The 21,564-nt window shown below is 45.5% G+C and carries 25 protein-coding genes; 20 read left to right on the top strand and 5 right to left on the bottom strand.

The genetic code is table 11. The features are described from left to right. Positions 1-6: 6 nt before the first annotated feature. The 7 genes from V1501_RS13325 to V1501_RS13295 all read left to right on the top strand — a co-directional run bounded on the left by V1501_RS13325 (position 7) and on the right by V1501_RS13295 (position 7,900). The gene (locus V1501_RS13325; RefSeq protein WP_409288822.1) at positions 7-855 is read left to right on the top strand and encodes a DegV family protein; all 849 of its coding nucleotides are present in this window, start codon (positions 7-9) and stop codon (positions 853-855) included. A gap of 134 nt (positions 856-989) precedes the next feature. After that, the gene (locus V1501_RS13320; RefSeq protein WP_409288820.1) at positions 990-1,634 is read left to right on the top strand and encodes an HD domain-containing protein; all 645 of its coding nucleotides are present in this window, start codon (positions 990-992) and stop codon (positions 1,632-1,634) included. Between the two features lies 1 nt (position 1,635). Further along, a complete protein-coding gene (locus V1501_RS13315) occupies positions 1,636-3,525 on the top strand; it encodes an ABC-F family ATP-binding cassette domain-containing protein (protein WP_409288818.1) in 1,890 nt (629 codons plus the stop codon). 18 nt (positions 3,526-3,543) lie between these two features. After that, complete coding sequence (locus V1501_RS13310) at positions 3,544-4,671, top strand: conserved virulence factor C family protein (protein ID WP_409288816.1); 1,128 nt, start codon at positions 3,544-3,546, stop codon at positions 4,669-4,671. A 157-nt stretch (positions 4,672-4,828) separates the two neighbouring features. Continuing rightward, positions 4,829-6,550: a dihydroxy-acid dehydratase gene (gene ilvD / locus V1501_RS13305; RefSeq protein WP_409288815.1), complete on the top strand. Its 1,722-nt coding sequence runs from the start codon at positions 4,829-4,831 to the stop codon at positions 6,548-6,550. Positions 6,551-6,624: 74 nt separating this feature from the next. Further along, on the top strand, positions 6,625-7,062 hold the full coding sequence (locus tag V1501_RS13300) for a BrxA/BrxB family bacilliredoxin (RefSeq protein WP_409288813.1): 438 nt from the start codon (positions 6,625-6,627) through the stop codon (positions 7,060-7,062). Positions 7,063-7,123: 61 nt separating this feature from the next. Next, a complete protein-coding gene (locus V1501_RS13295) occupies positions 7,124-7,900 on the top strand; it encodes a class I SAM-dependent methyltransferase (RefSeq protein WP_409288811.1) in 777 nt (258 codons plus the stop codon). On the opposite strand, the gene V1501_RS13290 is transcribed toward V1501_RS13295, so the two are convergent. Then, positions 7,862-8,284 carry a hypothetical protein gene (locus tag V1501_RS13290; RefSeq protein ID WP_409288809.1) on the bottom strand — a complete coding sequence of 141 codons (423 nt, stop codon included), beginning with the start codon at positions 8,282-8,284 and terminating at the stop codon, positions 7,862-7,864. The genes V1501_RS13295 and V1501_RS13290 overlap by 39 nt on opposite strands. Before the next feature lie 360 nt (positions 8,285-8,644). Between V1501_RS13290 and V1501_RS13285 the strand changes: the two genes are divergently transcribed. Next, the gene (locus V1501_RS13285; RefSeq protein ID WP_409288807.1) at positions 8,645-9,247 is read left to right on the top strand and encodes a YpjP family protein; all 603 of its coding nucleotides are present in this window, start codon (positions 8,645-8,647) and stop codon (positions 9,245-9,247) included. Positions 9,248-9,335: 88 nt separating this feature from the next. Here the strand turns inward: V1501_RS13285 and V1501_RS13280 are convergent, their stop codons facing one another. Beyond that, positions 9,336-9,581 carry a hypothetical protein gene (locus V1501_RS13280; RefSeq protein WP_409288805.1) on the bottom strand — a complete coding sequence of 82 codons (246 nt, stop codon included), beginning with the start codon at positions 9,579-9,581 and terminating at the stop codon, positions 9,336-9,338. 164 nt (positions 9,582-9,745) lie between these two features. Between V1501_RS13280 and V1501_RS13275 the strand changes: the two genes are divergently transcribed. Further along, complete coding sequence (locus V1501_RS13275; RefSeq protein WP_409288803.1) at positions 9,746-10,702, top strand: thymidylate synthase; 957 nt, start codon at positions 9,746-9,748, stop codon at positions 10,700-10,702. A gap of 71 nt (positions 10,703-10,773) precedes the next feature. On the opposite strand, the gene V1501_RS13270 is transcribed toward V1501_RS13275, so the two are convergent. Continuing rightward, on the bottom strand, positions 10,774-11,016 hold the full coding sequence (locus tag V1501_RS13270) for a hypothetical protein (protein ID WP_409288802.1): 243 nt from the start codon (positions 11,014-11,016) through the stop codon (positions 10,774-10,776). 173 nt (positions 11,017-11,189) lie between these two features. Here V1501_RS13270 and ilvA point away from each other — a divergent pair, with 173 nt between their 5' ends. The 5 genes from ilvA (at position 11,190) to V1501_RS13245 (ending at position 15,287) form a co-directional block, all read left to right on the top strand. After that, positions 11,190-12,458, top strand: a complete 1,269-nt coding sequence (gene ilvA / locus V1501_RS13265; RefSeq protein ID WP_409288800.1) for a threonine ammonia-lyase IlvA — start codon at positions 11,190-11,192, stop codon at positions 12,456-12,458. Positions 12,459-12,565: 107 nt separating this feature from the next. Next, complete coding sequence (locus V1501_RS13260) at positions 12,566-12,757, top strand: twin-arginine translocase TatA/TatE family subunit (protein WP_409288798.1); 192 nt, start codon at positions 12,566-12,568, stop codon at positions 12,755-12,757. Positions 12,758-12,872: 115 nt separating this feature from the next. Then, positions 12,873-13,619 (top strand): twin-arginine translocase subunit TatC, encoded by a 747-nt coding sequence (gene tatC / locus V1501_RS13255; protein ID WP_409288796.1) that lies wholly within the window; start codon positions 12,873-12,875, stop codon positions 13,617-13,619. Between the two features lie 439 nt (positions 13,620-14,058). Beyond that, on the top strand, positions 14,059-14,307 hold the full coding sequence (locus V1501_RS13250) for a DUF2535 family protein (protein WP_409288794.1): 249 nt from the start codon (positions 14,059-14,061) through the stop codon (positions 14,305-14,307). Positions 14,308-14,444: 137 nt separating this feature from the next. Then, positions 14,445-15,287, top strand: a complete 843-nt coding sequence (locus tag V1501_RS13245) for a DegV family protein (protein ID WP_409288792.1) — start codon at positions 14,445-14,447, stop codon at positions 15,285-15,287. Positions 15,288-15,316: 29 nt separating this feature from the next. Here the strand turns inward: V1501_RS13245 and V1501_RS13240 are convergent, their stop codons facing one another. Further along, positions 15,317-15,781 carry a PCYCGC motif-containing (lipo)protein gene (locus V1501_RS13240; protein WP_409293352.1) on the bottom strand — a complete coding sequence of 155 codons (465 nt, stop codon included), beginning with the start codon at positions 15,779-15,781 and terminating at the stop codon, positions 15,317-15,319. 191 nt (positions 15,782-15,972) lie between these two features. Here V1501_RS13240 and V1501_RS13235 point away from each other — a divergent pair, with 191 nt between their 5' ends. The 3 genes from V1501_RS13235 (at position 15,973) to V1501_RS13225 (ending at position 18,281) form a co-directional block, all read left to right on the top strand. Continuing rightward, positions 15,973-16,560, top strand: coding sequence for an SCO family protein (locus V1501_RS13235; protein WP_409288791.1), 588 nt, complete (start codon positions 15,973-15,975; stop codon positions 16,558-16,560). A gap of 298 nt (positions 16,561-16,858) precedes the next feature. Continuing rightward, positions 16,859-17,677 carry an SGNH/GDSL hydrolase family protein gene (locus V1501_RS13230; protein WP_409288789.1) on the top strand — a complete coding sequence of 273 codons (819 nt, stop codon included), beginning with the start codon at positions 16,859-16,861 and terminating at the stop codon, positions 17,675-17,677. A gap of 22 nt (positions 17,678-17,699) precedes the next feature. Next, positions 17,700-18,281, top strand: coding sequence for a YpmS family protein (locus V1501_RS13225; protein ID WP_409288787.1), 582 nt, complete (start codon positions 17,700-17,702; stop codon positions 18,279-18,281). A 47-nt stretch (positions 18,282-18,328) separates the two neighbouring features. On the opposite strand, the gene V1501_RS13220 is transcribed toward V1501_RS13225, so the two are convergent. Continuing rightward, positions 18,329-19,078, bottom strand: a complete 750-nt coding sequence (locus tag V1501_RS13220; protein ID WP_409288785.1) for a DUF4397 domain-containing protein — start codon at positions 19,076-19,078, stop codon at positions 18,329-18,331. A 308-nt stretch (positions 19,079-19,386) separates the two neighbouring features. Here V1501_RS13220 and rsgA point away from each other — a divergent pair, with 308 nt between their 5' ends. From rsgA to msrB, 3 genes are all read left to right on the top strand, one after another. Further along, positions 19,387-20,439, top strand: a complete 1,053-nt coding sequence (gene rsgA / locus V1501_RS13215; protein ID WP_409288783.1) for a ribosome small subunit-dependent GTPase A — start codon at positions 19,387-19,389, stop codon at positions 20,437-20,439. A gap of 163 nt (positions 20,440-20,602) precedes the next feature. Further along, positions 20,603-21,130 (top strand): peptide-methionine (S)-S-oxide reductase MsrA, encoded by a 528-nt coding sequence (gene msrA, locus V1501_RS13210; RefSeq protein WP_409288781.1) that lies wholly within the window; start codon positions 20,603-20,605, stop codon positions 21,128-21,130. Further along, positions 21,127-21,564 (top strand): peptide-methionine (R)-S-oxide reductase MsrB, encoded by a 438-nt coding sequence (gene msrB, locus V1501_RS13205; protein ID WP_409288780.1) that lies wholly within the window; start codon positions 21,127-21,129, stop codon positions 21,562-21,564. Before msrA ends, msrB begins: the two co-directional genes overlap by 4 nt.

Here is a 21,564-nt window from a genome sequence, read left to right as displayed (position 1 = left end):
ATGAACATGAGGATAGCATGGGTGACCGACAGTACAGTCAGTCTGGATGAAGAACTGCTGCAAAATGATGATGTATATACGGTACCGCTCCAGGTTTTGATAGAAGGACAGGAGTATCGGGATGGAATAGATATCACACCGGCCCAGATGTTTTCAAAGATGAAATTGGATGGAGTTCTGCCGACCACATCACAGCCGTCGGTCGGCACATTTCTGGATCTGTACAGCCGGCTGAAAGTCGATTATGACTGCATCATATCGTTTCATGTATCCGGAGCTCTCAGCGGCACCTTCTCCTCAAGCCTGCAGGCAGCCGGGATGACAGACTGCAGCATTTTTGTGATCGATACGCTTATTCTGACTTATCCAATGGCAGTTCTAATTAAAAAAGCAATGAAGATGGCTGCACAGGGTATGATGCCAGTAGAAATCGTGGATCGAATCAACAGGATAAAGGAATCTAATAAAACTTATGTGTTGATCGGCAGCCTGGAACAGCTTCACCGGAGCGGAAGAATGAGCGGTACCAGCTATTATGTGGGAAGCATCTTGAATATAAAGCCCATCATATCCATAGACAAGGGAAAGCTGTCAGTGAAGGAAAAGGTCCGCAGCAGAAAAAAGGCGAAGCAGCGGATTTTGTCTTATCTGGAAAAGGATATGGAAATATACGATATACAAGAGATATATATCCTGTTTGGGCTTCATGAGGATGAAAGCCTGCTTCTCAAGGAAGAACTGGAGGCGAAGTTTCCTTCACTCAAGATCGAGACCCATCCGCTGGGGACAACGATTGGTGTGCATGCGGGAGAGGATACGCTTGGGATCAGCTGGTATAATGACAACAATTTATAATAGAGTAAGTCTGGCTCTGCCAGTTTAATAGACCAGGCAGCTGCAGGGTCTATTTTTTTTTGGAAAGAAGTGAATATTTCAGGACCGGGCCATTTTCATGGTACACTATGTTTGCGAAAGAAGAGGATCCGAAAATGGAGAATGCACATTTAATCAGCCGCTGTGAAGTTTTTGTAAAAAACCAGATGAGAAGTGATACAAGCGGCCATGACTGGCACCATATTATGAGGGTGCGCTCATTGGCCATGCAGATAGCCAGGGAAGAAGGCAGTGACAGCCTGTTTCTGGTTGAAATGGCTGCACTACTGCATGATATTCCCGATGAAAAGCTGAATGAAAGTGAAGAGGCCGGCTTCAAAAAACTCGATGACTGGTTCAAGGAGCAGGAAATGACACAGGAAACCATAGACGAGCTTTCGGCAATCATCCGCTCTATTCCATTTAAAGGCGGAAATAATCTGCATGTATTATCCCCTGAAGCCAAAATTGTCCAGGATGCGGATCGTCTGGATGCCATGGGGGCAATCGGGATTGCGAGGACCTTCGCTTATGGGGGGAAAAAGGGGCAGCCGATTTACGAGCCGGAAATGGTCCCGAGAAATGAAATGACCATTGAAGAATACCGGGAAGGCAGGTCTTCATCCATAAACCATTTTTATGAAAAGCTACTTAAATTGAAGGACCTGCTCCATACCGATGCAGCAAAAAAGCTTTCTGAAGATCGCCAGAGCTTCATGGGAGAATTTTTAAAGCAATTTTATAAAGAATGGAATGTTTAAAATGAAAGTTTTCTCATACAACAGTCTTACCAAGCATCAAGGGGAAAAGCTTCTTTTCTCGGATATCAGTTTTTCGATTTCCGAAGGAGATAAAATAGGGATTGTTGGTGTAAATGGAACCGGAAAGTCAACTCTCCTTCACTTGATTGCCGGAACGGAAGAGGGAGACTCCGGAAGCAAGGACCATCCCAACGACTATAAGATTTCCCTTCTTGAACAGGATCCGGAGTTTGAAGGTGATACGGAACTCCTGGATTATATGTATAAAAGCTCATCTCCTCTTTTTGAGCTGATCAGGGAATATGAAAAGAGCCTCGAAGAGCTGCAGAGAAACGCAGAAGACGCACGAATCCAGGAGAGAGTCTTTAAACTGCAGGAAAAAATGGATGCCCTGAATGGCTGGGAGGTAAGCGCAAACTCGAAAGCGATACTATCCAGGCTGGGCCTTTCTGATACATCAAAAAAACTGGGTGAACTTTCCGGCGGGCAGAAAAAAAGGGCGGCACTTGCTCGGACACTTATCGAAAGCCCGGATCTTTTAATCCTTGATGAGCCTACCAACCATCTGGATTATCAGAGCATCGTCTGGCTGGAAGATTATCTGGCAAGATATCAAGGATCTGTCTTATTTGTAACACACGACCGTTATTTCCTTGATAATGTCTCTACGAAGATATGGGAAATTTCCGGCGGCAGTCTGTATGAATATTTGGGAAATTATTCTGGATTCCTGGAAGGGAAAGCCCTCAGGGAAGAAACAGAAAAAGCTCAGTCTTCAAAGAAAGAAAATCTCTACCGTAAAGAGCTTGCCTGGATAAGGCGCGGCGCTAAAGCGCGATCTACCAAGCAAAAAGCGAGGATTCAGCGGTTCGAAGAGCTGGAAGGTTCACTAAAAAGCTCTCAAACGGCAGCACTTTCCATTGATATGACCGGAACAAGGCTGGGAAAAAAAGTGCTGGAGTTCAAATCTGTATGGAAATCCTTTGCCGGCCAGCCGGTTGTCGAAGATTTTTCTTTCCTGATCAAACCGGGGGATCGAATCGGAATTGTTGGCAGAAATGGTGCCGGGAAGTCTACACTTTTGAATATGATCGAAGGTTCTGTTACTGCTGATAAAGGTGATCTGGAAATCGGCCAGACAGTTAAAATAGGTTATTATAAGCAGGAAAACGAGGATATGGACGGGGAAATGAGAATGATAGCTTATCTTCGTGAAACGGCCGAAGTCATCCATTTAAAAGACGGATCAACAGTTTCAGCGGCCCAGATGCTAGAGCGCTTCCTGTTCCCGATGAATACGCATGGCACTCCGATCAGGAAACTATCAGGCGGAGAGAAGCGAAGGCTGTATCTGCTGAAAATTTTGATGTCTTCCCCAAATGTCCTGTTGATGGATGAACCTACCAATGACCTCGATACGCAGACATTGACCGTTCTTGAAGATTTCCTCGAAAATTTTTCGGGTGTCGTTGTCACCGTTTCACACGACCGCTATTTCCTTGATAAGTGTGCGGAACAGATCCTGATTTTCCAGGGCGGGGGACAGATTGATAAATATTATGGATCTTATTCCGAGTACCTTGAAGAAGATGCCGTAAAAGCTGCGAGACCCGCCCTCACTGCTGCCCCGGAGACGGCAGCCAGGCAGCGGGAAAAGCCAAAAAAGAAGAAGCTCTCCTATATGGAATTGAGAGAATGGGAAGGCATCGAGGACAAAATAAGCAGTGTCGAAGAACGCATTGCAGCCATACAGACTGAGCTGGCCGGAACGGGCAGCGATTTTGAAAAGGCGAACAGCCTGATGAAGGAAGAGGAAGATTTATCAGAAGAGCTTGAAAACCTGATCGACAGGTGGACAGAGCTCTCTATAAAAATGGATGAAACCCAATAACACAAGGAGGGATACGGTATGCAGATAAAAGCAATTGAACCAACTCCAAGCCCAAATACCATGAAAATCATTCTGGATGAAGAACTCCCATTTGGCAAAAGTAATAATTACAAATCAGAAAATGTTTCTGAGGCTCCTGGGATCATCCAGGAACTGCTGGGCATAGAAGGTGTCAAAGGAGTATATCATGTTGCTGATTTCCTTGCGCTGGAGAGGAACGCCAGGTATGACTGGCGGGACATCCTCCAGCATGTGAGGACCATTTTCGGAGAACGCCCGGGCGGGCAGGAGCAGGCATCATCCCCCCTTCAGGGATTTGGTGAAGTGGATGTACAGGTCCAGATGTTCAAGGACATTCCAATGCAGGTAAAGCTGAAGGATGCTTCTGCAGAAAAAAGATTCGGTCTTCCCCGGCAGTTTGCTGATGCCCTTGCACGTGCACAGGCTGAAGGAGACAACGTTGTCCTTTTGCGCAAGTGGAAGGATTGGGGAACGCGGTACGGAGAGCTGGACGAGATTGGAACAGAAATCATCGGCGAACTGGTCTCTACCTATACAGAAGCCAAGCTGGCCGAACTGGCTGCGGCCGCACAAAATCCCGAATTAAAAGCTGAACATAAAAGGCGGGCAAAAAAGAAGCCTGTCATGAAAGACCTTGATCATCCCGATTGGGAACATCGGTACCGGGCGCTTGAAGGATTGGGTGACCCTAAGGTGGAGGATATTCCGCTGCTTGAGAAGGCACTCAACGATGAAAAAATTTCTATCAGGAGGCAGGCAGTCGTGTATCTCGGCATGATTGAGGATCAAAAAGTCCTGCCTGCCCTCTATAAAGCCTTGAAAGATAAGGCAGTGACAGTCAGAAGGACAGCCGGAGACTGTTTATCCGACTTAGGTTTCTCTGAAGCTATGGAGGAGATGGCCGCAGCACTGCAGGATAAAAATAAACTTGTCCGCTGGCGTGCGGCAATGTTCCTATACGAGTCAGGCAATGAAAGCGTCCTGCCTGCCCTTCACGCTGCTGAAGAAGACCCCGAGTTTGAAGTAGCAATGCAGGTCAAAATGGCAATCGACCGCATTGAAAACGGCGAAGAAGCCAAAGGCTCTGTCTGGAAACAGATGACAGAAGCAAGGTCAAATAAATAATGGGTATTTGGAGAGATGGCAGAATGCCATCTCTTTTGCTTTTCTGCTTTAAATCTTTTGTCCGTTAAATCAAAAAAATATCATAATTATGTGAAAATTATTGATATTTTTCTGATCAGAGTCTATAGTGGTAAGAAAAACAAAAGGGGAGACCGATATGCAGAAGGATTTGAGGATAAAAAGCAAGGTATTTAGTGAAGGCGAAACGAAGATGCCCAATCGTGCCATGCTCAGGGCAGTCGGGTTCACAGATGAAGATTTCAAGAAGCCTATGATTGGCATTGCAAGTACCTGGAGTGAAGTGACTCCATGCAATATACATATTGATGAATTGGCACGACATGCAAAGAAGGGAGCCCGGGAAGCCGGCGGTGCTCCGATGATTTTTAATACGATTACTGTATCTGATGGAATTTCAATGGGAACTGAAGGCATGAGATATTCGCTTCCAAGCAGGGATTTGATTGCAGATTCCATTGAAACAGTGGTCGGCGGGGAAAGCCTTGATGGTTTTGTGGCAATCGGAGGCTGTGACAAAAATATGCCGGGATGCATGATGGCCATTGCCAGGATTAACCTGCCGGCTGTGTTTGTGTATGGAGGAACAATCAAACCGGGTAAATTAAAGGGTGAGGACATCGATATCGTCTCTGCGTTTGAGGGAGTCGGAAAGTTCAACTCGGGAGCGCTGGATGAAGGCGGCCTCCACGAAATTGAATGCCACGCCTGCCCGGGATCTGGTTCTTGCGGCGGCATGTACACCGCTAATACCATGGCAAGTGCCATAGAAGCATTGGGAATGAGCCTGCCCGGCAGCTCTTCCAATCCGGCAGAGACACCTGAAAAGGGGGAAGACTGCTTTAAGGCCGGACAGGCTGTCTATGCACTGCTTGAAAAAGGAATCTTTCCGCGGGATATCCTTACAAAGGAAGCTTTCCTGAACGCCATAACGGTTGTTATGGCACTCGGAGGCTCTACAAATGCGATCCTGCACCTGATGGCTATCGCCCACTCAGCTGAAGTTGATCTGTCACTGGATGATTTTAACAGACTTCAAAAGAAGGTTCCGCATATTGCTGACCTTAAACCCAGCGGGAAATACGTTATGCAGGATCTCCATGAAGCGGGAGGTGTCTCTGCGGTCATGAAGGAACTATTGAAAGCAGGCCTCCTAAACGGAGACTGTTTGACGGTAACGGGGAAAACCCTCGCTGAGAATCTGGCAGAAGCGGAGTCACTGAGGGAGGGACAGAAGGTTATTTTCCCTGTGGATACACCGCTTCGTGAAGAAGGACCACTCGTTGTGCTGAAAGGAAATCTGGCCCCGGATGGAGCAGTTGCCAAGGTTTCCGGGCTGAAGGTCACGAATATCACCGGACCGGCCAAGGTATTTGATGATGAGCCTAGTGCAGCCGATGCTATCCTCAGGGGAGATATCGTAGCGGGGGACGTAGTGGTGATCCGCTATGAAGGACCAAAGGGCGGACCCGGCATGCCTGAGATGCTTTCCATTTCCGGGATACTGGTCGGGAAGGGACTCGGTGAATCAGTGGCTTTGCTGACGGATGGCCGTTTCTCTGGAGGATCTCACGGATTCGTCATCGGGCATATCGCTCCGGAAGCCCAGTCCGGGGGACCGATTGCATTGATTGAGACAGGGGATATCATCCGTATTGACAGCGTAACCCAGGAGCTGAGTGTAGAAGTATCCGAGGAGGAGTTTGCACGGCGAAGGGAATCCTGGCAGCCGCCCAAGCTTGCGGCAAGGGGAAGCCTCGCCAAGTACGCCCGTCTGGTTTCCTGTGCATCAAAAGGAGCTGTGACCGATTATTTTGAGGAAGAGACAGCGGTAAGAACTTTTGCTGGTTCCAAGTTATAAATCCGTTTCATTGATATCACTGCTTTGAATATAGTATGCTATGGGTACAATTCAATGCAGGAGGTTAAAAGTAAATGTCTATGGCATATGAGGAATACATGAAACAGCTCGTCAAACCGATGAGGGAAGAACTGTCTGGCCAGGGGTTCGAGGAGCTGCTATCACCCGAACAGGTCGAAGAATTCATGGAGAATAACGAAGGGACAGCACTGATTGTCATAAATTCGGTGTGCGGATGCGCAGCAGGCCTTGCGAGGCCGTCAGCAGTTGAGGCTGTACATCAGTCAGAAGCGAAGCCGGCTAAGCTCGCTACGGTTTTTGCCGGTCAGGACAAGGAAGCCACCGCAGCGATGCGCTCATATTTCAAAGGCATTGAACCTTCTTCTCCTTCCATGGCACTTATCAAGGGGAGGGAAGTAATTCATTTTATTCCCCGTCATGATATTGAAGACCACTCGGTGGAAGAGATAACAGAAAATCTATTGAATTCATTTAATCAGCACTGCAGATAGGGAATGCTTCGGCATTCTCTATTTCTTTGCCTAAAATACAGACTTTAGGGGAGTTAACAGGATGATTGTTACCACGGGCGGAAGAACGAGCGAGGCTTGTATTGCAGAAGCAAAAAAAGCTGCAGCCGGCCTCGGGGCATCCTACATAGAAAGGAAGAAAAGGCCCATTGCTTTGCTTAAGGAAGAATATAATGATCATTGCCTTGTGATTGGCCGTGACAGGTGGGAGCTTTACCATAGGCAGGCTGATGAGCCGTTTTTCTTTCATCCCAATATGGCTATGCTCAGACTAAAAAGACTACAAAATGGAAGTATTGACCCGTTCGCAGAAGCAGCGGGGCTGAAGGCGGGGATGACATTCGTTGACTGCACACTGGGCCTCGCGAGTGACTCGATCATTGCCAGCTGGATTACCGGGGACGAGGGCCGGGTCATAGGAATAGAGGAGAATAAATACCTCGCCTTTCTGGTGGAACATGGCTTAAAAAAATGGCGGGGCAGGGATAGCAGCCTGAATGAGGCGATGGAGAGAATTCAGATAAAGACGGGGAATCACCTCGATATATTGAAGAAGCTTGGAACCAAAAGTGTAGATGTAGTCTATTTTGACCCTATGTTTGAAGAGACAATCGCTGAATCCAGCGGAATCAGACCGCTCGTACAGTTCGCAGAATCTGCGCCCCTGACGCGTGAAGCCGTTCACGAGGCAGTAAGAGCGGCAGCTGTCCGGGTGGTGCTTAAGGATCATTATAGAAGCAGCAGTTTTGAAGAGTTCGGTTTTAAGACAAACAAGAGAAAGTCAGCAAAATTTCACTATGGAATTATCGAAGCTCATTAGAGAGGGCACTATTTTAACAGACCAAAGACCGGGGTGAAATCTTCTTTTACCCGGGTTTTGCTGTGCCGCCTGAGCCTGCTCGCTTGCTATGCTTTCAGCCGGATTCCAGAGCTTGACCGGAATGGCGGGTGAATATGCCATTTCGTCTGGTAAACCAGTCTGTTCCGTGAGTAATTTCTTTAACCGGCGGGTAAAAATACCGGAACCGATAGTAAAATAGAGATTCCGGCGAGTAAAGGCCTGAGATCCCCGAGTAAGCATATAGGGGTAGTTCTGATGCTTATCTGGCAATAGAAATTGAGTGATCTTGATGAAAAAAGCAGGAGAAAAGATAGGGATTTTATAAAAATACTCTATGACATCTCTAAAGCGGGTCTGCTCCACTCCTTTAGCTTTGACTTTATGTAAAATATATCTGCCTGTAGATAGAAGTTATATTCAGTCATAAAAAGTGGATGTCCCAATCATTTTGGGACATCCACTTTTTAATCGGTGACCGTCAGGAAGCAAAAATAAAATAACATCAAAAAGCTGATGATTCCAAAAGCGATATGCATGGCCATCCTCCTCAATTATCATTTCAATTATGTATGTTTAATGAAGCAAAAGCAGGTTACTCAATTCTTTTTACCAATATTCAGTTTTTGAAACCTTTTTTTCTGCAATATCGTATATAATGTGAATATCCACCCAAATTATTCACTTACCGTTTAAAGATCAGCGCGGCAGAAAAGGAGGTCCTGCATGCAATTACAGAGATGGATTAAAAAGAGTCTGGTGATTCTTATTTCGCTTCTGACCTTTGGTACAATCACCCCTTCAGAATTCCATTGGCTGCAGGAAGCGAATGCCAGTAAAGGGCAGGGCCAGAATAAGGACTCTTTTGCCGATTCCAAAAGAAAAGCTGAAGTGGAGTCGAGCATTTACTATTCACGTGATGAGCTCCTCCAAACCTTTCAGCAGCAGGCTGAAATAATCAGCTATCAGAAGTTTGGCACTAAAATAAAGCCGAGGATTGAGAAGGAATTCAAAGAACTGATCCTTCCAAGAATGGAACTGGCCATTGAACAGGTTTCCTCTGGCCTTTCTGACGAAGAGCTCCAAAATCTGGAAATCACAGAAAACCCGGCAGGCGGCAGCGGTGAGAGGATTTTTAATATCACCAGCAGAACATCCGGAAATACATTGGTGAAATTCCACGTGCGCAGGGAACAGCCGCCGCTTGAAGGCTACTGGTTTAATTTCCATTATCACACAGCAAAGGATCAATTTGCATCCCATCATGACCTTGGAAGGATTTACTGGGATAAAAACACCCCTCCAAATTGGAATACAACCGCACATTAAAGAGGAGTGCTGCCGCCGGCAGACTCCTTTTTAAATACGCCGTGCCGGTCCAGTGCCCGCGGCATGTAAATGCGTGCTTTCATTGGCCTCAGCCTGAATTTTCCCTGTTCTTAATGAGAAATCTGTACGCCAAAAGGAAAACCAGGAAGAATATAGCAGGGATGCAGATGATGACCAGAAGTGGTTCTCCTATGGAAAAAAGCATAAGGCCAAATAGTACAGCAAATATGGCCAGATCAAGATAGACGAAAAGGCTGGATCCCCAGACTTCAAAAACATCGGCGGCCATTTCAGGATCCTGCTGCAGCAATTCTTGCTTGTTATAAATTCTCATTACATCCACCTTCGCTTCTTAAGTACTCATGTATATGAGAAAGAAGGCCGGAATGTCACAGTGGGACGGAACACTAAAGATTACAAGTTTTCAACTGACACGATTTCCATTAGTATAATACTAGAGGAAGTAATGGATTTCCGCATGGAGAAAGGAGCACCAATATGAGCCAAAGTGAACTTACATATCTAGGACTGTGCAGCCACATCCTGGAACAGGGGATTAAAAAGGAAGACAGAACAGGTACAGGAACCCTGTCTATTTTCGGCTATCAGATGCGCTTTAATCTGGAGGAGGGGTTTCCGCTTCTTACTACAAAAAGGATTCCATTCAGGCTTATAGCAAGTGAGCTCTTATGGTTTATAAAGGGAGACACCAATATCCGCTATCTGCTTCAGCATAATAATAATATCTGGAACGAATGGGCGTTCAAGAGATGGGTTGATAGCCCTGATTACATCGGACCTGATATGACGGATTTCGGGATCAGGTCGCAAGCAGATGCTGAGTTCAACAAAATTTATTCCGGACAGATGGAAATTTTCAAGGAAAGGATTCTGGAGGACAGCATATTTGCCGGCAAGTATGGAGAACTTGGTTCTGTATATGGGAAACAATGGAGGGAGTGGGAAACTGCGAAGGGAGGGGCAGTGGACCAGCTGAAGGATGTTATTGAATCTATAAAAAATAATCCGGATTCCAGGCGCTTGATCGTTTCAGCCTGGAATCCAGAAGACATACCAGGCATGGCCCTGCCTCCATGCCATACGATGTTTCAATTTTATGTGTCAGAAGGCAGACTGTCCTGCCAGCTGTACCAGAGAAGCGGGGACGTATTCCTGGGCATCCCGTTTAATATTGCAAGCTATGCCCTGCTTACCCATCTAATAGCCCATGAATGCGGCCTGAAGCCGGGTGAATTCATCCACACTATCGGGGATGCACATCTTTATGTAAATCATTTGGAGCAAGTGAAGGAACAGCTGAGCCGGGAACCCAGGCAGCTTCCTTCCTTGTCCCTCAACAAAGAAGTTAAGTCTGTGTTTGATTTTGAAATGGAAGACATCAGGATCAAAGATTATCAGCCGCATGGTCCGATAAAAGCCCCGGTTGCAGTATGACTTATATAATTCAAAAAGACTCAGGCCAGCTTTAGCAGCCTGAGTCTTTTTGAGAAATCTTTTAGAGAACCTCATGGTTTTTTACCGCCATATTCCTGCAGCTCTTTAAGAATGCCGCGAAATTCCTCAGGAGTACAAAACTGTTCTTCCCTGAAATTGTGTGTGATCCATTCAATTAATTCGGAAGCTGAATTGAATACTTCCCCGCTCGTATCGCTTTTCCGAACCATATATCTCCCGTTGTCTTCATCCAGAGTTATTTCTACCGGCATGGCCGAATCCAGGGCACATAGTGAGTATTCCAGGCTGGTCACCCCCTTATTTCCATACTATTTCTTATTTGCCCGGTTATATACACCTTAACATAAGTTAGCCAAATTTTTAGAAAAATCAGTTGATTTTTCACTTTGCCATGTTATAATTTACAGATTATCTATCCTATATTGATTTAAAGCAATAAAAACACAGATGAAAAGAGGAGAAAACAATGAACCAGACAGCTGAAACGAGGAGAACGCTCAATGTGGAAGACATCCTGATCGCTCACCGGAACCTTAAGGACATTGTCTTCCATACCCCCCTGCAGCGGAATGAACGTCTTTCAGAAAAATACAGCTGTCAGGTTTACCTTAAAAGGGAAGATCTCCAGCTTATACGTTCCTTCAAGCTGCGCGGGGCCTTTTACCATATGAAGTCATTGAAGGCTGGACAGGTCGAAAATGGAGTGGTCTGTGCCAGCGCAGGCAACCATGCCCAGGGAGTGGCATTTGCCTGCAGGGAACTTGGAATACACGGTAAAATCTTTATGCCGGCCACGACTCCGCGCCAGAAGGTCAACCAGGTGAAAATGTTCGGAAGAAATGAAATTGAGGTCATTTTAACTGGCGATACATTTGACGATTCCTTTGAAGAGGCCGTAAAATGTGCAGAAAAAGAAAACAGAAGATTCATCCATCCCTTTGATGATGAGATGGTTATTGCCGGCCAGGGTACCGTCGCTGTAGAGATCATGAATGATTGTGAAGACGACATCGACTATCTCTTTGCGGGTATTGGCGGAGGAGGGCTTATTTCCGGTGTGGGTACCTACATAAAAAGCATTTCGCCGGGTGCCAAATGTATCGGTGTGGAACCCGCAGGGGCCGCTTCCATGAAAGCTGCCTTTGAGGATGGAGGTCCAGTGGCCCTGCCGCAAATAAGCAAATTCGTCGATGGTGCAGCTGTGAAATGTGTGGGTCAGAAAACATATGAGATTGCAAAAGGTGTTGTGGATGATATTGCAGCAGTTCCTGAAGGAAAGGTATGTTCTGCTATCCTGGAACTGTATAATGAACATGCCATAGTGGCCGAGCCGGCAGGCGCCCTTTCTGTTGCCGCACTGGATTTATACAAAGAGCAGATAAAAGGGAAGACGGTCGTATGTATCATAAGCGGCGGCAACAATGACATTGACCGCATGCAGGAAATCAAAGAACGCTCCCTTCTTTATGAAGGCCTGCTGCATTACTTCATCGTGAATTTTCCGCAAAGGGCTGGTGCATTGAGGGAATTTCTTGATGAAGTACTGGGTGCTGATGATGATATTACACGGTTTGAGTATACGAAGAAAAACAATAAAGAGAGCGGTCCCGCCCTGGTAGGGATTGAATTGAAGAAAAAGGAAGACTACCCGGGGCTTGTAGAGCGGATGCAAAAGAAAGCATTCCCGTTTACGGAAGTGAATAAGGACAGCAATCTATTTAACTTGCTGATTTAGATTGAAATACAAATAGAGTATCAGTTACAATGAGGGGAGCAGGAAAATTTTTCGATGCGTCTTTTCCATCTTTGGCAAATGACAGTCTAAGTAAAGGGGATGTTTCCGTGTTATCAAATATAGGGGTTCCAGGATTAATCCTGATCGTAACGCTTGCTCTCATCATTTTCGGGCCCAAAAAGCTGCCTGAAATTGGACGTGCTTTCGGTGATACGTTAAGAGAATTCAAGAAGTCGGCACGCGATCTTTCCAATGATGTGATTGATGACGTGAAAGAAGAGCCTAAGCCCGGGAAATAATGGGCGGCTAAAAGTGTGTATATGAAAAGAAGGCGGGTGTGAGATCAGGCTATCTTGCACCTTTTTTAGTGTGATTACATATAGCCGGCTTCAAAAGAAAGGCGTGACGATTACCATGCAGGATAAGGAACAGCACCTGACTGAACATTTAGGAGAACTGCGGAAGAGGATCATCATCTCAGCCGTTTCATTTTTACTATTTTTCATTGTGGCTTTTATATATGTCAAGGATATCTATAAATGGTTTGTAAGGGATATTGACTTTAAATTAGTAGTTCTTGGCCCAAGTGATATGATATGGATTTATATGTCCCTGGCAGGAGTGGCTGCCCTGACGGCTGCCATCCCTATGCTTGCGCTTCAGATTTGGCTGTTTGTTAAGCCTGCCCTCACTCCAAGAGAACAGAGGATCACCTTGAATTACATTCCGGCTCTCTTTGTTTTATTTTTGGCCGGACTTTGTTTTGGTTATTTTGTCATTTTCCCGACCGTGCTTGAGTTTCTCATGAGCTTAACCGGAGATTTGGTAGTTGAAAGCTATACAGCGGATAAATATTTCAAGTTCCTTCTTCATATGACGCTTCCATTCGGGATTCTTTTTGAGCTTCCAGTTGTTATTATGTTTTTGACCTCGATCGGAATCATAAACCCGTTTGTGCTTTCAAAGATAAGGAAATATGCTTATTTTGTACTCATAATCGTTGCAATTTCCATAACTCCTCCGGAAGTGACCTCAGATATCATTGTGGCCATTCCGTTGCTGCTTCTATATGAGTTGAGTATCACGCTGTCAAAAGTGGTTTATAAAAGGAAAATGAAAAAGCAGGAGGATTCAGGACTTGAAGGGGAACTTTCTGAATGAAACTAAGTCCAAAACGGGGTGGAATAGGGTCCCTGGCTGAAAGGACGTTGGCTTGATCGGGTTCCTTCATAAGTGCGGCTAAGCTTCTGTCACAGCAATCGCCCGCCAATCAGCAAGTCTTCTTTATCGGTCGCTGCTTTTCAAAAATCTTTTATGCCCAATAGATTTCTTCATCATTCTGCATGCATTTATTTAGTTTGAAACGCACCGTTCTCCGTTCTTTTGGGAGCAGCGGGACAGGTGAGGAACCGCTGTCAAAGCCGGGGAGGCACACCGCCCGCCCCGGGCAGGGTCAGTGCCTGCAGCGTTCTTTTCCAACAGCTGCATGTTATGTGAAAACAGCCCTAAATTAAAAATATTTTTTGGCAGGAAATGACATGATAAGCACCCCAATTTCGTGTATAATATGGTTAAACGGTGAAAAAAGAGGATTGATACTTTGCTATTTAAAAGCCTGGAGTTCAAAAATGACAATGGGCAGAAGGTAAAAATTACTGAGATTCCAGTATTGGAGGAAGATAGCACCTTTCATTTCATGATATCAACACGCCTGGAGCGCTTCATTAAAACCGTTTATACCGAAAGCAGGGCGGCAAGTTATTCGTTCAGGGAGCACCTGAAAAAAGAGTTAAAATGGCCTGTTTATCAAAAGTTATTCAAAAAGCATGAACTAAAAAATAATGCATGAGAGAGCCCTTCGCCGGCTCTCTTTTTTTACTGGAAATCCCTTTTATGAAAGGCCTGTCCTTGTTATATAGGTTTTAATACTCTATCTATAAAGGTATAATGATATGGAATTGTATATGATCAGGATGTGAATGTTTAGTGAGTCAAATCAAAATTGTGACAGATTCAACCTCAGACCTCCCGGCGGAGGTATTAAAAAAGTATAATATTGAAGTGGTGCCGCTGACTATCTCGATAGATGGCGAGTCCTATGAAGATGGTGTGGACATCACACCTGAAGAATTTCTTGATAAAATGGCAGATTCCAGAGAACTGCCGAAAAGCTCACAGCCGCCCGCAGGAGCATTTCTTGAAGCGTATAAAAAGCTCGGGGCAGATGGAAGCCGCATTTTATCCATACATATGACAGCAGGACTCAGCGGTACAGTCAGGTCCGCAGAAAGCGCAGCGGGAATGGCTGAAGAAGATGTAACTGTCTGGGATTCGAATTACATATCGAGAGGTCTCGGTTTTCAAGTGGTGGAGGCTGCACAAATGGCAGAGCAGGGGAAATCGATGGAAGAAATCCTCGAGCGGCTTGATTACATACGAAGTCATACCCGCCTCTATATCATGGTGGATACCCTTGACAATCTTGTCAAAGGCGGAAGGGTCGGAAAAGTCAATGCCTTCCTTGGTTCATTGCTCAACATAAAGCCGATCGCCCTGCTTGAGGAAGGGGTGCTCCAGCCTCTTGCCAAAGCAAGGAGCGGGTCACAAGTCGTCAAGTATTTGACCAGACAATTTACCGAGGACTTCAATTCCGGCCATATAAAAGGGGTGGGAGTCGCTCATGCCAGGGGGGAAGAGATTGCCCTGAAGGTGATTGACTCGATTACCAGGTCAACTGGAATTGAGGATGTTTCCCTTGGTTTTACCACCCCTATTGTGAGTACACATACTGGTGCAGGTGCTTTTGCCCTTATGTATTATTTCGATTAAAAAACAGGGCTGGCTTCAGACGGCTGTCTTTAGGGCAGCGGAGTCGGAGTCGGCTTTTTAAATCCTTTTTTATATCGTTCATCTATGATTTTCCTGACTTCTTTTATAGTTTTTCCTTCTTTGAAGTTCAAAATGGCAGTATGTGCCGTATCAAGGCAGATTCCGCAATTTGCGGCATGCTCATCCCATAGGATGCGGCCGTTCGGCAGCTCCTTGGCGATAAAGCATTGATAGGTATCCATATGCCCGGCAGATTCATAGCAGCCGCAATAGCAGGGGATATAGTTCAATAGTTTTTTGTGGTGAACCGCTTCCTGATAAATTTTTTTGATATGGGGAGGTCTTCCATTAAGAAATTCAGGAAGAACATCCCTTGATTGTGTTTCCTCCTTCAAATCACCGCCCCTATTGCTGTGGTGAAAATGACAGTGATTAACTTGGTTGGGCGGGTTGTATGCATATGCGGCGGCGCTGCACAAGGCGCACCCGAGCATGCATGCAGTAACGAAAGCTGAAGTTTTTTTGATCATTTTAATAATCCTTTCCTGATGTTTTTATTAGCTTTATAAATATCCTGCTGAAATATTCAGCTTCCTCCCATTAAGGGCATCCGGGATAAGTATAGGAAGGATGCCGATCTTTTGTTAAAATGATAGGAGAAACTGACAAATGAGGATGAGCCCCGATGAAGAAATGGAATAAAATATTAATGGCATGCCTTGCAATCATGGTGCTGGCTTCCTGTTCAAATAGCGGGATTCCCGGGGAGCTGGATTACCCGGTGGGGACATTTAAGGCTGTCAGCCAGGATGGGAAACCTTTCACCGAAAAGAAATTGAAGGGAAAGATCTGGGTGGCAGATTTCATATTTACTAACTGCACGACAGTCTGCCCGCCTATGACAGCAAACATGTCAAAGCTCCAGCAGGAGTTAAAAAAGGAAAAGCTGTATGAAGACGTACATCTTGTCTCTTTCAGCATTGATCCCGCCGCAGATAATCCCGGTGCCTTGAAAACATACGGAAGTAAATTTCAGGCGGACTACCGAAACTGGAGCTTTCTCACTGGATATTCACAAAGTTTCATTGAAAAATTTTCAGCTGACAGCTTTCACATGCTGGTGAAAAAGCCAGCGAGCGGAGATCAAGTGATTCATGGGACGGAATTTGCCCTAGTCAGCCAGGAAGGGAAAGTTGTAAAAACCTATAAGGGAAATGCAGACTTTCCGCTTGATGATATGATTAAGCATATTAAAATACTTAAAGAGTCATAAAACAAACATTAGTTTTCTACACTGAGCCCGTGCATGGAAAGGAACCTGGACAAGAGCAGGTACAAACACAATAAGAAGATGGGGCGGAGTATGGCACAGGCAGGTATGCAGGCTCGATAAATGATGATCACACCCCGCTGCACGAAGCCCAATGATACATGCAGCCCAGTCCTTTTCCACAGAAAAAACAGGATGTTCGACTTCCTGTTTTTTGTTTTAGCGGGTCCCTTTTATAGGTCAAAAGGTTTGAATCTTTCTTCTCGTGCAATAATAAACATAATTAAAGGCGGGTGATCGGATGGCAAGGAAAATCGCCTATCTTATATGTTGTTTGTTATTCTTGAGCTCCTGCAGTCTCGATGGACTCGGAAAAATTGAATTAAAAAAGCATCCTGAACCAGGTCCATTCCCGGAAGAACAAAAGAAGGATATACCCGCCGGCATTGCTGCCCAGGCAGGGAATTTAAACATAGTATCTGTAGGTGATTCCCTCACAAAGGGAGTCGGGGACAGCCTGAATAAAGGGGGATATCTTAATTACCTGAAGCTGCAGCTCGAAACGGAAGGCGGCATTAGCCCAAAGCTGGTCAATCTGGGGATCAAGGGGCAGCGGACGGACCAGCTCCTCGCACGACTCGATAAGACTGGAATAAAAGAGATAATGAAGGAAGCGGATGTTGTTATCATCACCATTGGCGGTAATGATGTCATGAAGGTATTCAGGGAAAATATAACGAATCTCAACATCGATGACTTCAAAGAGGCGCAGGAGACATACCGCGCCAGCCTGCTGGCGATGCTCGCAAAAGTTAAGGCGATCAACGATTCAGCCGATGTGTATCTTGTGGGTCTATATAATCCATTTTATAAATGGACCGCCGATGTGGATGAGCTGGCCTGGATACTTGAGGATTGGAATCAAACAGGGGAGCTTGCCGCAGCCCAATTTGGCAGCACGTATTTTGTAAGGATTGATGATATATTTGCCATACCGAGTGAGGAACTCCTGTTTCAGGATGATTATTTTCATCCCAATAGTAAGGGCTATGAACAGATAGGTAAACGTATTTATGACTCCATGGAGAAACATACGCTAAAAAAGCTTGAAGAGAATTAGCATATAAAGGGATTGAAGACCTATGAATACAGAAAAAAAGTGGAAGGTGCTGTTTTTTGCCCTTCTTGGTTTTAATGTGATCGTGCTCCTGGCACTGGTCATACTGGCCAATCTGCCCGCCAAAGGCCTTAAAGGGCCCGATAATGATCCTAAAAAGGAAAATGTTGGCTTCGATATCCATACCAATAAAAAAGATTTAAATATCCTTATTAACAGATACTTACAAGAAGAATTAAGCGGTGGAATTGATTATGAAGTGCTGCTGAAGGATGATGTTGAGCTATATGGTATAATGCCCGCCTTTGGCAAAAATCTTGAAATCAAGCTCGACTTTGAACCTAAGGCACTAAAAAATGGAGATTTGCTCCTTCAGCAGAAATCTATTTCTGTTGGAAAGATGAAACTGCCAGTTTCATATGTTCTCAACGTTATAAACTTTCGTTACAAGACTCCGGATTGGGTGATCATACAGCCCCAGGATGAATCGATTTATGTGTCTCTCCAGAATATGAAGCTTAAAAGCGGCTTTAAAGTAAGGGCACAAAAATTTGACCTTAAAGAAGATAAGATTTCGTTCAGGCTTTCCTTCCCTGAAGATAAATAAACAAGCGCTGGAACCCAGGCTGCTGCAGCCTGAATCCAGCGCTTTTTTTAAGGATTGACAAGCATTGCTTCCAGCTCAGGGGTTCCTTTGGCAAATCCCAATGCAAGGATTGTGTATGGGATATTTGGATCAAGCCTTACTCCGGGCACAGCCAGTACCACATCGCTTGTTCCTGCCAGCCTCACCTCAAGGTCAACTGTCATCGGGCTCAAAGTGATGTAATCGGTGAATTTTCTAAAGGAAACATTGGGGAAGATAACATCTCCGTTTTTTACTGCTATGTCAACAGGGGGGGCATCCGGCGATAGATGTGCAAACCTGACCTTCGTCTCTCCCACGGGAAGCTGCAGGTTATCCACTGCAGTTAAAAGCTTCAGGTTTGGCGCAGCTCCGGCAGCTGTAAGGGTATAAAATTGTCCGCCCTCCACTGTGACTTTCCTGCTGATGGCGGTCGATACCATCGTACCGGCCGGATAGATATCAATTTGATATTTGCCTGCCGGCAGTGGAAGGTAATCACTTGCCTGCTTATATGGAACATTGCGAAGCGCCCTCATTCCATTAATATATATGTCTACTTCCCCCGTATCGGGAGCGGCGTGGATGACCCGTACGCTGGCCGGTGTCTGGCGGCGTTCAGCCTCCAGACGCTCATCCATGATAGCTCTTTCCAGATTGCGTATGTGCTTGCTGTAATACTGGGCATGCAGTTCCGGGTTGGTATATTCATAATACTTGGCAAGCATGGCATATTTGGATGCCTTCTGAAAATATTCTTCTGAACTTCTTTTTTCCAAGACCTTCTCCCCTCTCTAAAAAAATGAAAAAACGTCTCCGTTTATCACTTCAATAACTTATGCTGATTCTTCTGGGCGCGTGTCTAAAATTAGTATCTTTTTCCATAAGATCAGGATATAATGGAATATGTAAATGATCTGAATAAGAAGGGGCGGGATGTAGGATGACAAATTCAATCAGCAAAAACAAATCGAATTTCATGTTGTCTGGCAGCCCATGCCCATTTTGATCGATTTTCCTTTCTGAAAAAATAACCAGCCATGGGCTCCATTGCCTATGGCTATTTTATTTATTCGGAGGGAAAAAAATGAGTACAATTTTAAACAGCATGCATGAAGAAGCAAGGCAGGAGTTTAACAGGATGGAAATCGGAAGCTCATTAGCCGGCAGAGTCATAGCTGAATATAGGAATTTTTATAAAGTTGCAGGAGAAAGGGGTCTTTTTATCTGCGAGCCTTCAGGCAGGATGACGTTCAAAGCAGCTAGTCAGGATGCCCTTCCGGCTGTAGGCGATTGGGTAGCCTTCACAGAAAGAGCAGGGGAGGAAAAAGGGACGATTCATGCGGTCCTGCCCAGAAAAAGCACGTTCTCACGAAAGAAAGCTGGTACTGAGCCTGCCGGCCAGATCATTGCGGTAAACGTGGATTATATATTTATCGTCCTTTCACTGAATCTCGACTTCAACGTCAGGCGGCTGGAGCGGTATTTAATATCCATTTGGGAAAGCGGCGCTTCGCCAGTGATCATACTCAATAAGGCAGATTTATGTCCGGATGCCGAAAGCAAGCGTAAAGAGCTCGAAAAGGCGGCATCGGGAATACCTGTCATCATCATGAGTGCCCTTCAAAGAAAGGGCCATGAAGCGGTCTTTGAATTCTTGACCGAAGGCTGTACCGGGGTTTTTACAGGTTCCTCCGGAGTTGGGAAGTCCACGCTGATTAACTCCCTGCTAAACAGAGCTTTACAAAAGACTTCGGCTATCCGGGACGACGATGATAAGGGAAGGCATGCTACGACTCACAGGGAATTATTTACGCTGGAGAATGGCTCTTATATTATTGATGTTCCCGGTATGAGGGAGTTTGGATTGTGGGACACGGACGAAGGCCTTTCGGCTGGATTCAGTGACATCGATGCGCTGTCCGGCGGCTGCTTCTATCAGGATTGCCGCCATGTGTCGGAGCCGCAGTGCGCAGTCAAGGCTGCCATAGAAGACGGCCGGCTCGAGGCAGGCCGGCTGAACAGCTTCCACAAACTGCAAAAGGAACAGGAGTATCTTGATAGAAAGCTGTTGAAGACGAAGATGGCTGAAGAAAAAAAGAAGAATAAAAAGAGGGCCAAAAACGGCAGGGGAAGCTGACTGCCGATGGAGTGATTATTGAATCACTCCTTTTTTTTTGTTTCTGTAAATATAGTAGTGTAAACTGTACCTTACAGCGGTCTCTTTACACAAAATGAGCTTTAGAAGTATCATCCAGGGAAAAGGTAATGAGGGAAACAATATATAAAGGCAGGTGCGTGAAATGGAAAAAGCGACTTTTGCAGGTGGCTGTTTTTGGTGTATGGTCAAACCATTCGATACTCAGCCCGGAATAGAGTCGGTCACCTCTGGATATACAGGGGGACATACAGTCAACCCAACCTATCGGGAGGTATGTTCAGAAACGACCGGCCATTATGAAGCGGTACAGATTATCTTTAATCCGGAGATTTTCTCTTATGAAAAGCTGCTCGATATTTTTTGGATGCAGATTGATCCGACTGATCCCGGCGGTCAGTTTGGCGACAGGGGACAGTCCTATCAAACCGTAATTTTCTATCACAATGAAAAGCAGAGAGAGATTGCTGAGGAATCTAAGCGGAAGCTGGAGAACAGCGGGAAATTTTCGCACCCGATCGCAACAAAAATCCTAAAAGCAAGTGAGTTTTATCCTGCTGAAACCTATCATCAGGACTATTACAAAAAAGAGCCGGGCTATTACGGTGCATACCGGATAGGTTCCGGAAGGGCCGCCTTCATCGAAAGGCACTGGGGAGGAGACGTCAAATGAGCGTTAATAAGGATGAATTAAAAAAGAAGCTGACTCCAATTCAATATGAAGTCACTCAGAATAACGGGACAGAACCGCCGTTCCGGAATGAATACTGGAATCACAAGGAGCCTGGGATTTATGTGGATATCGTTTCCGGTAAGCCATTGTTTTCATCCAAGGATAAATTCGACTCTGCATGCGGATGGCCAAGCTTCACTAAACCAGTGGAGGAAGAGGAAGTACAGGAATTGGAGGACCGTACATTTGGCATGATCAGAACGGAAGTGAGAAGCAAATCGGCTGATTCCCATCTTGGGCATGTATTTGACGATGGGCCAGGGCCATCCGGCCTTAGATATTGCATCAATTCCGCAGCCATCCGCTTTGTGCCTGCAGCAGATCTTGATAAAGAAGGATACGGGGAATATAAGAAATTATTCCAGGACAGCTAA

It is taken from the genome of Paraperibacillus esterisolvens (assembly GCF_046237625.1).
GTDB lineage: Bacteria > Bacillota > Bacilli > Bacillales > DSM-1321 > Paraperibacillus > Paraperibacillus esterisolvens.
This window is presented reverse-complemented; position numbering and strand designations above follow the sequence as displayed.

Coding starts and splice junctions, on each gene's coding strand:
- V1501_RS13310 (WP_409288816.1), top strand. CDS start 3,544: ATGCAGATAAAAGCAATTGAACCAACTCCAAGCCCAAATACCATGAAA.
- ilvD (WP_409288815.1), top strand. CDS start 4,829: ATGCAGAAGGATTTGAGGATAAAAAGCAAGGTATTTAGTGAAGGCGAA.
- msrB (WP_409288780.1), top strand. CDS start 21,127: ATGAGCGTTAATAAGGATGAATTAAAAAAGAAGCTGACTCCAATTCAA.
- V1501_RS13235 (WP_409288791.1), top strand. CDS start 15,973: ATGAAGAAATGGAATAAAATATTAATGGCATGCCTTGCAATCATGGTG.
- V1501_RS13230 (WP_409288789.1), top strand. CDS start 16,859: ATGGCAAGGAAAATCGCCTATCTTATATGTTGTTTGTTATTCTTGAGC.
- V1501_RS13240 (WP_409293352.1), bottom strand. CDS start 15,781: ATGCTCGGGTGCGCCTTGTGCAGCGCCGCCGCATATGCATACAACCCG.
- V1501_RS13225 (WP_409288787.1), top strand. CDS start 17,700: ATGAATACAGAAAAAAAGTGGAAGGTGCTGTTTTTTGCCCTTCTTGGT.
- tatC (WP_409288796.1), top strand. CDS start 12,873: ATGCAGGATAAGGAACAGCACCTGACTGAACATTTAGGAGAACTGCGG.
- V1501_RS13295 (WP_409288811.1), top strand. CDS start 7,124: ATGATTGTTACCACGGGCGGAAGAACGAGCGAGGCTTGTATTGCAGAA.
- V1501_RS13275 (WP_409288803.1), top strand. CDS start 9,746: ATGAGCCAAAGTGAACTTACATATCTAGGACTGTGCAGCCACATCCTG.
- V1501_RS13285 (WP_409288807.1), top strand. CDS start 8,645: ATGCAATTACAGAGATGGATTAAAAAGAGTCTGGTGATTCTTATTTCG.
- V1501_RS13280 (WP_409288805.1), bottom strand. CDS start 9,581: ATGAGAATTTATAACAAGCAAGAATTGCTGCAGCAGGATCCTGAAATG.
- V1501_RS13325 (WP_409288822.1), top strand. CDS start 7: ATGAGGATAGCATGGGTGACCGACAGTACAGTCAGTCTGGATGAAGAA.
- rsgA (WP_409288783.1), top strand. CDS start 19,387: ATGAGTACAATTTTAAACAGCATGCATGAAGAAGCAAGGCAGGAGTTT.
- msrA (WP_409288781.1), top strand. CDS start 20,603: ATGGAAAAAGCGACTTTTGCAGGTGGCTGTTTTTGGTGTATGGTCAAA.
- V1501_RS13315 (WP_409288818.1), top strand. CDS start 1,636: ATGAAAGTTTTCTCATACAACAGTCTTACCAAGCATCAAGGGGAAAAG.
- V1501_RS13300 (WP_409288813.1), top strand. CDS start 6,625: ATGTCTATGGCATATGAGGAATACATGAAACAGCTCGTCAAACCGATG.
- V1501_RS13320 (WP_409288820.1), top strand. CDS start 990: ATGGAGAATGCACATTTAATCAGCCGCTGTGAAGTTTTTGTAAAAAAC.
- ilvA (WP_409288800.1), top strand. CDS start 11,190: ATGAACCAGACAGCTGAAACGAGGAGAACGCTCAATGTGGAAGACATC.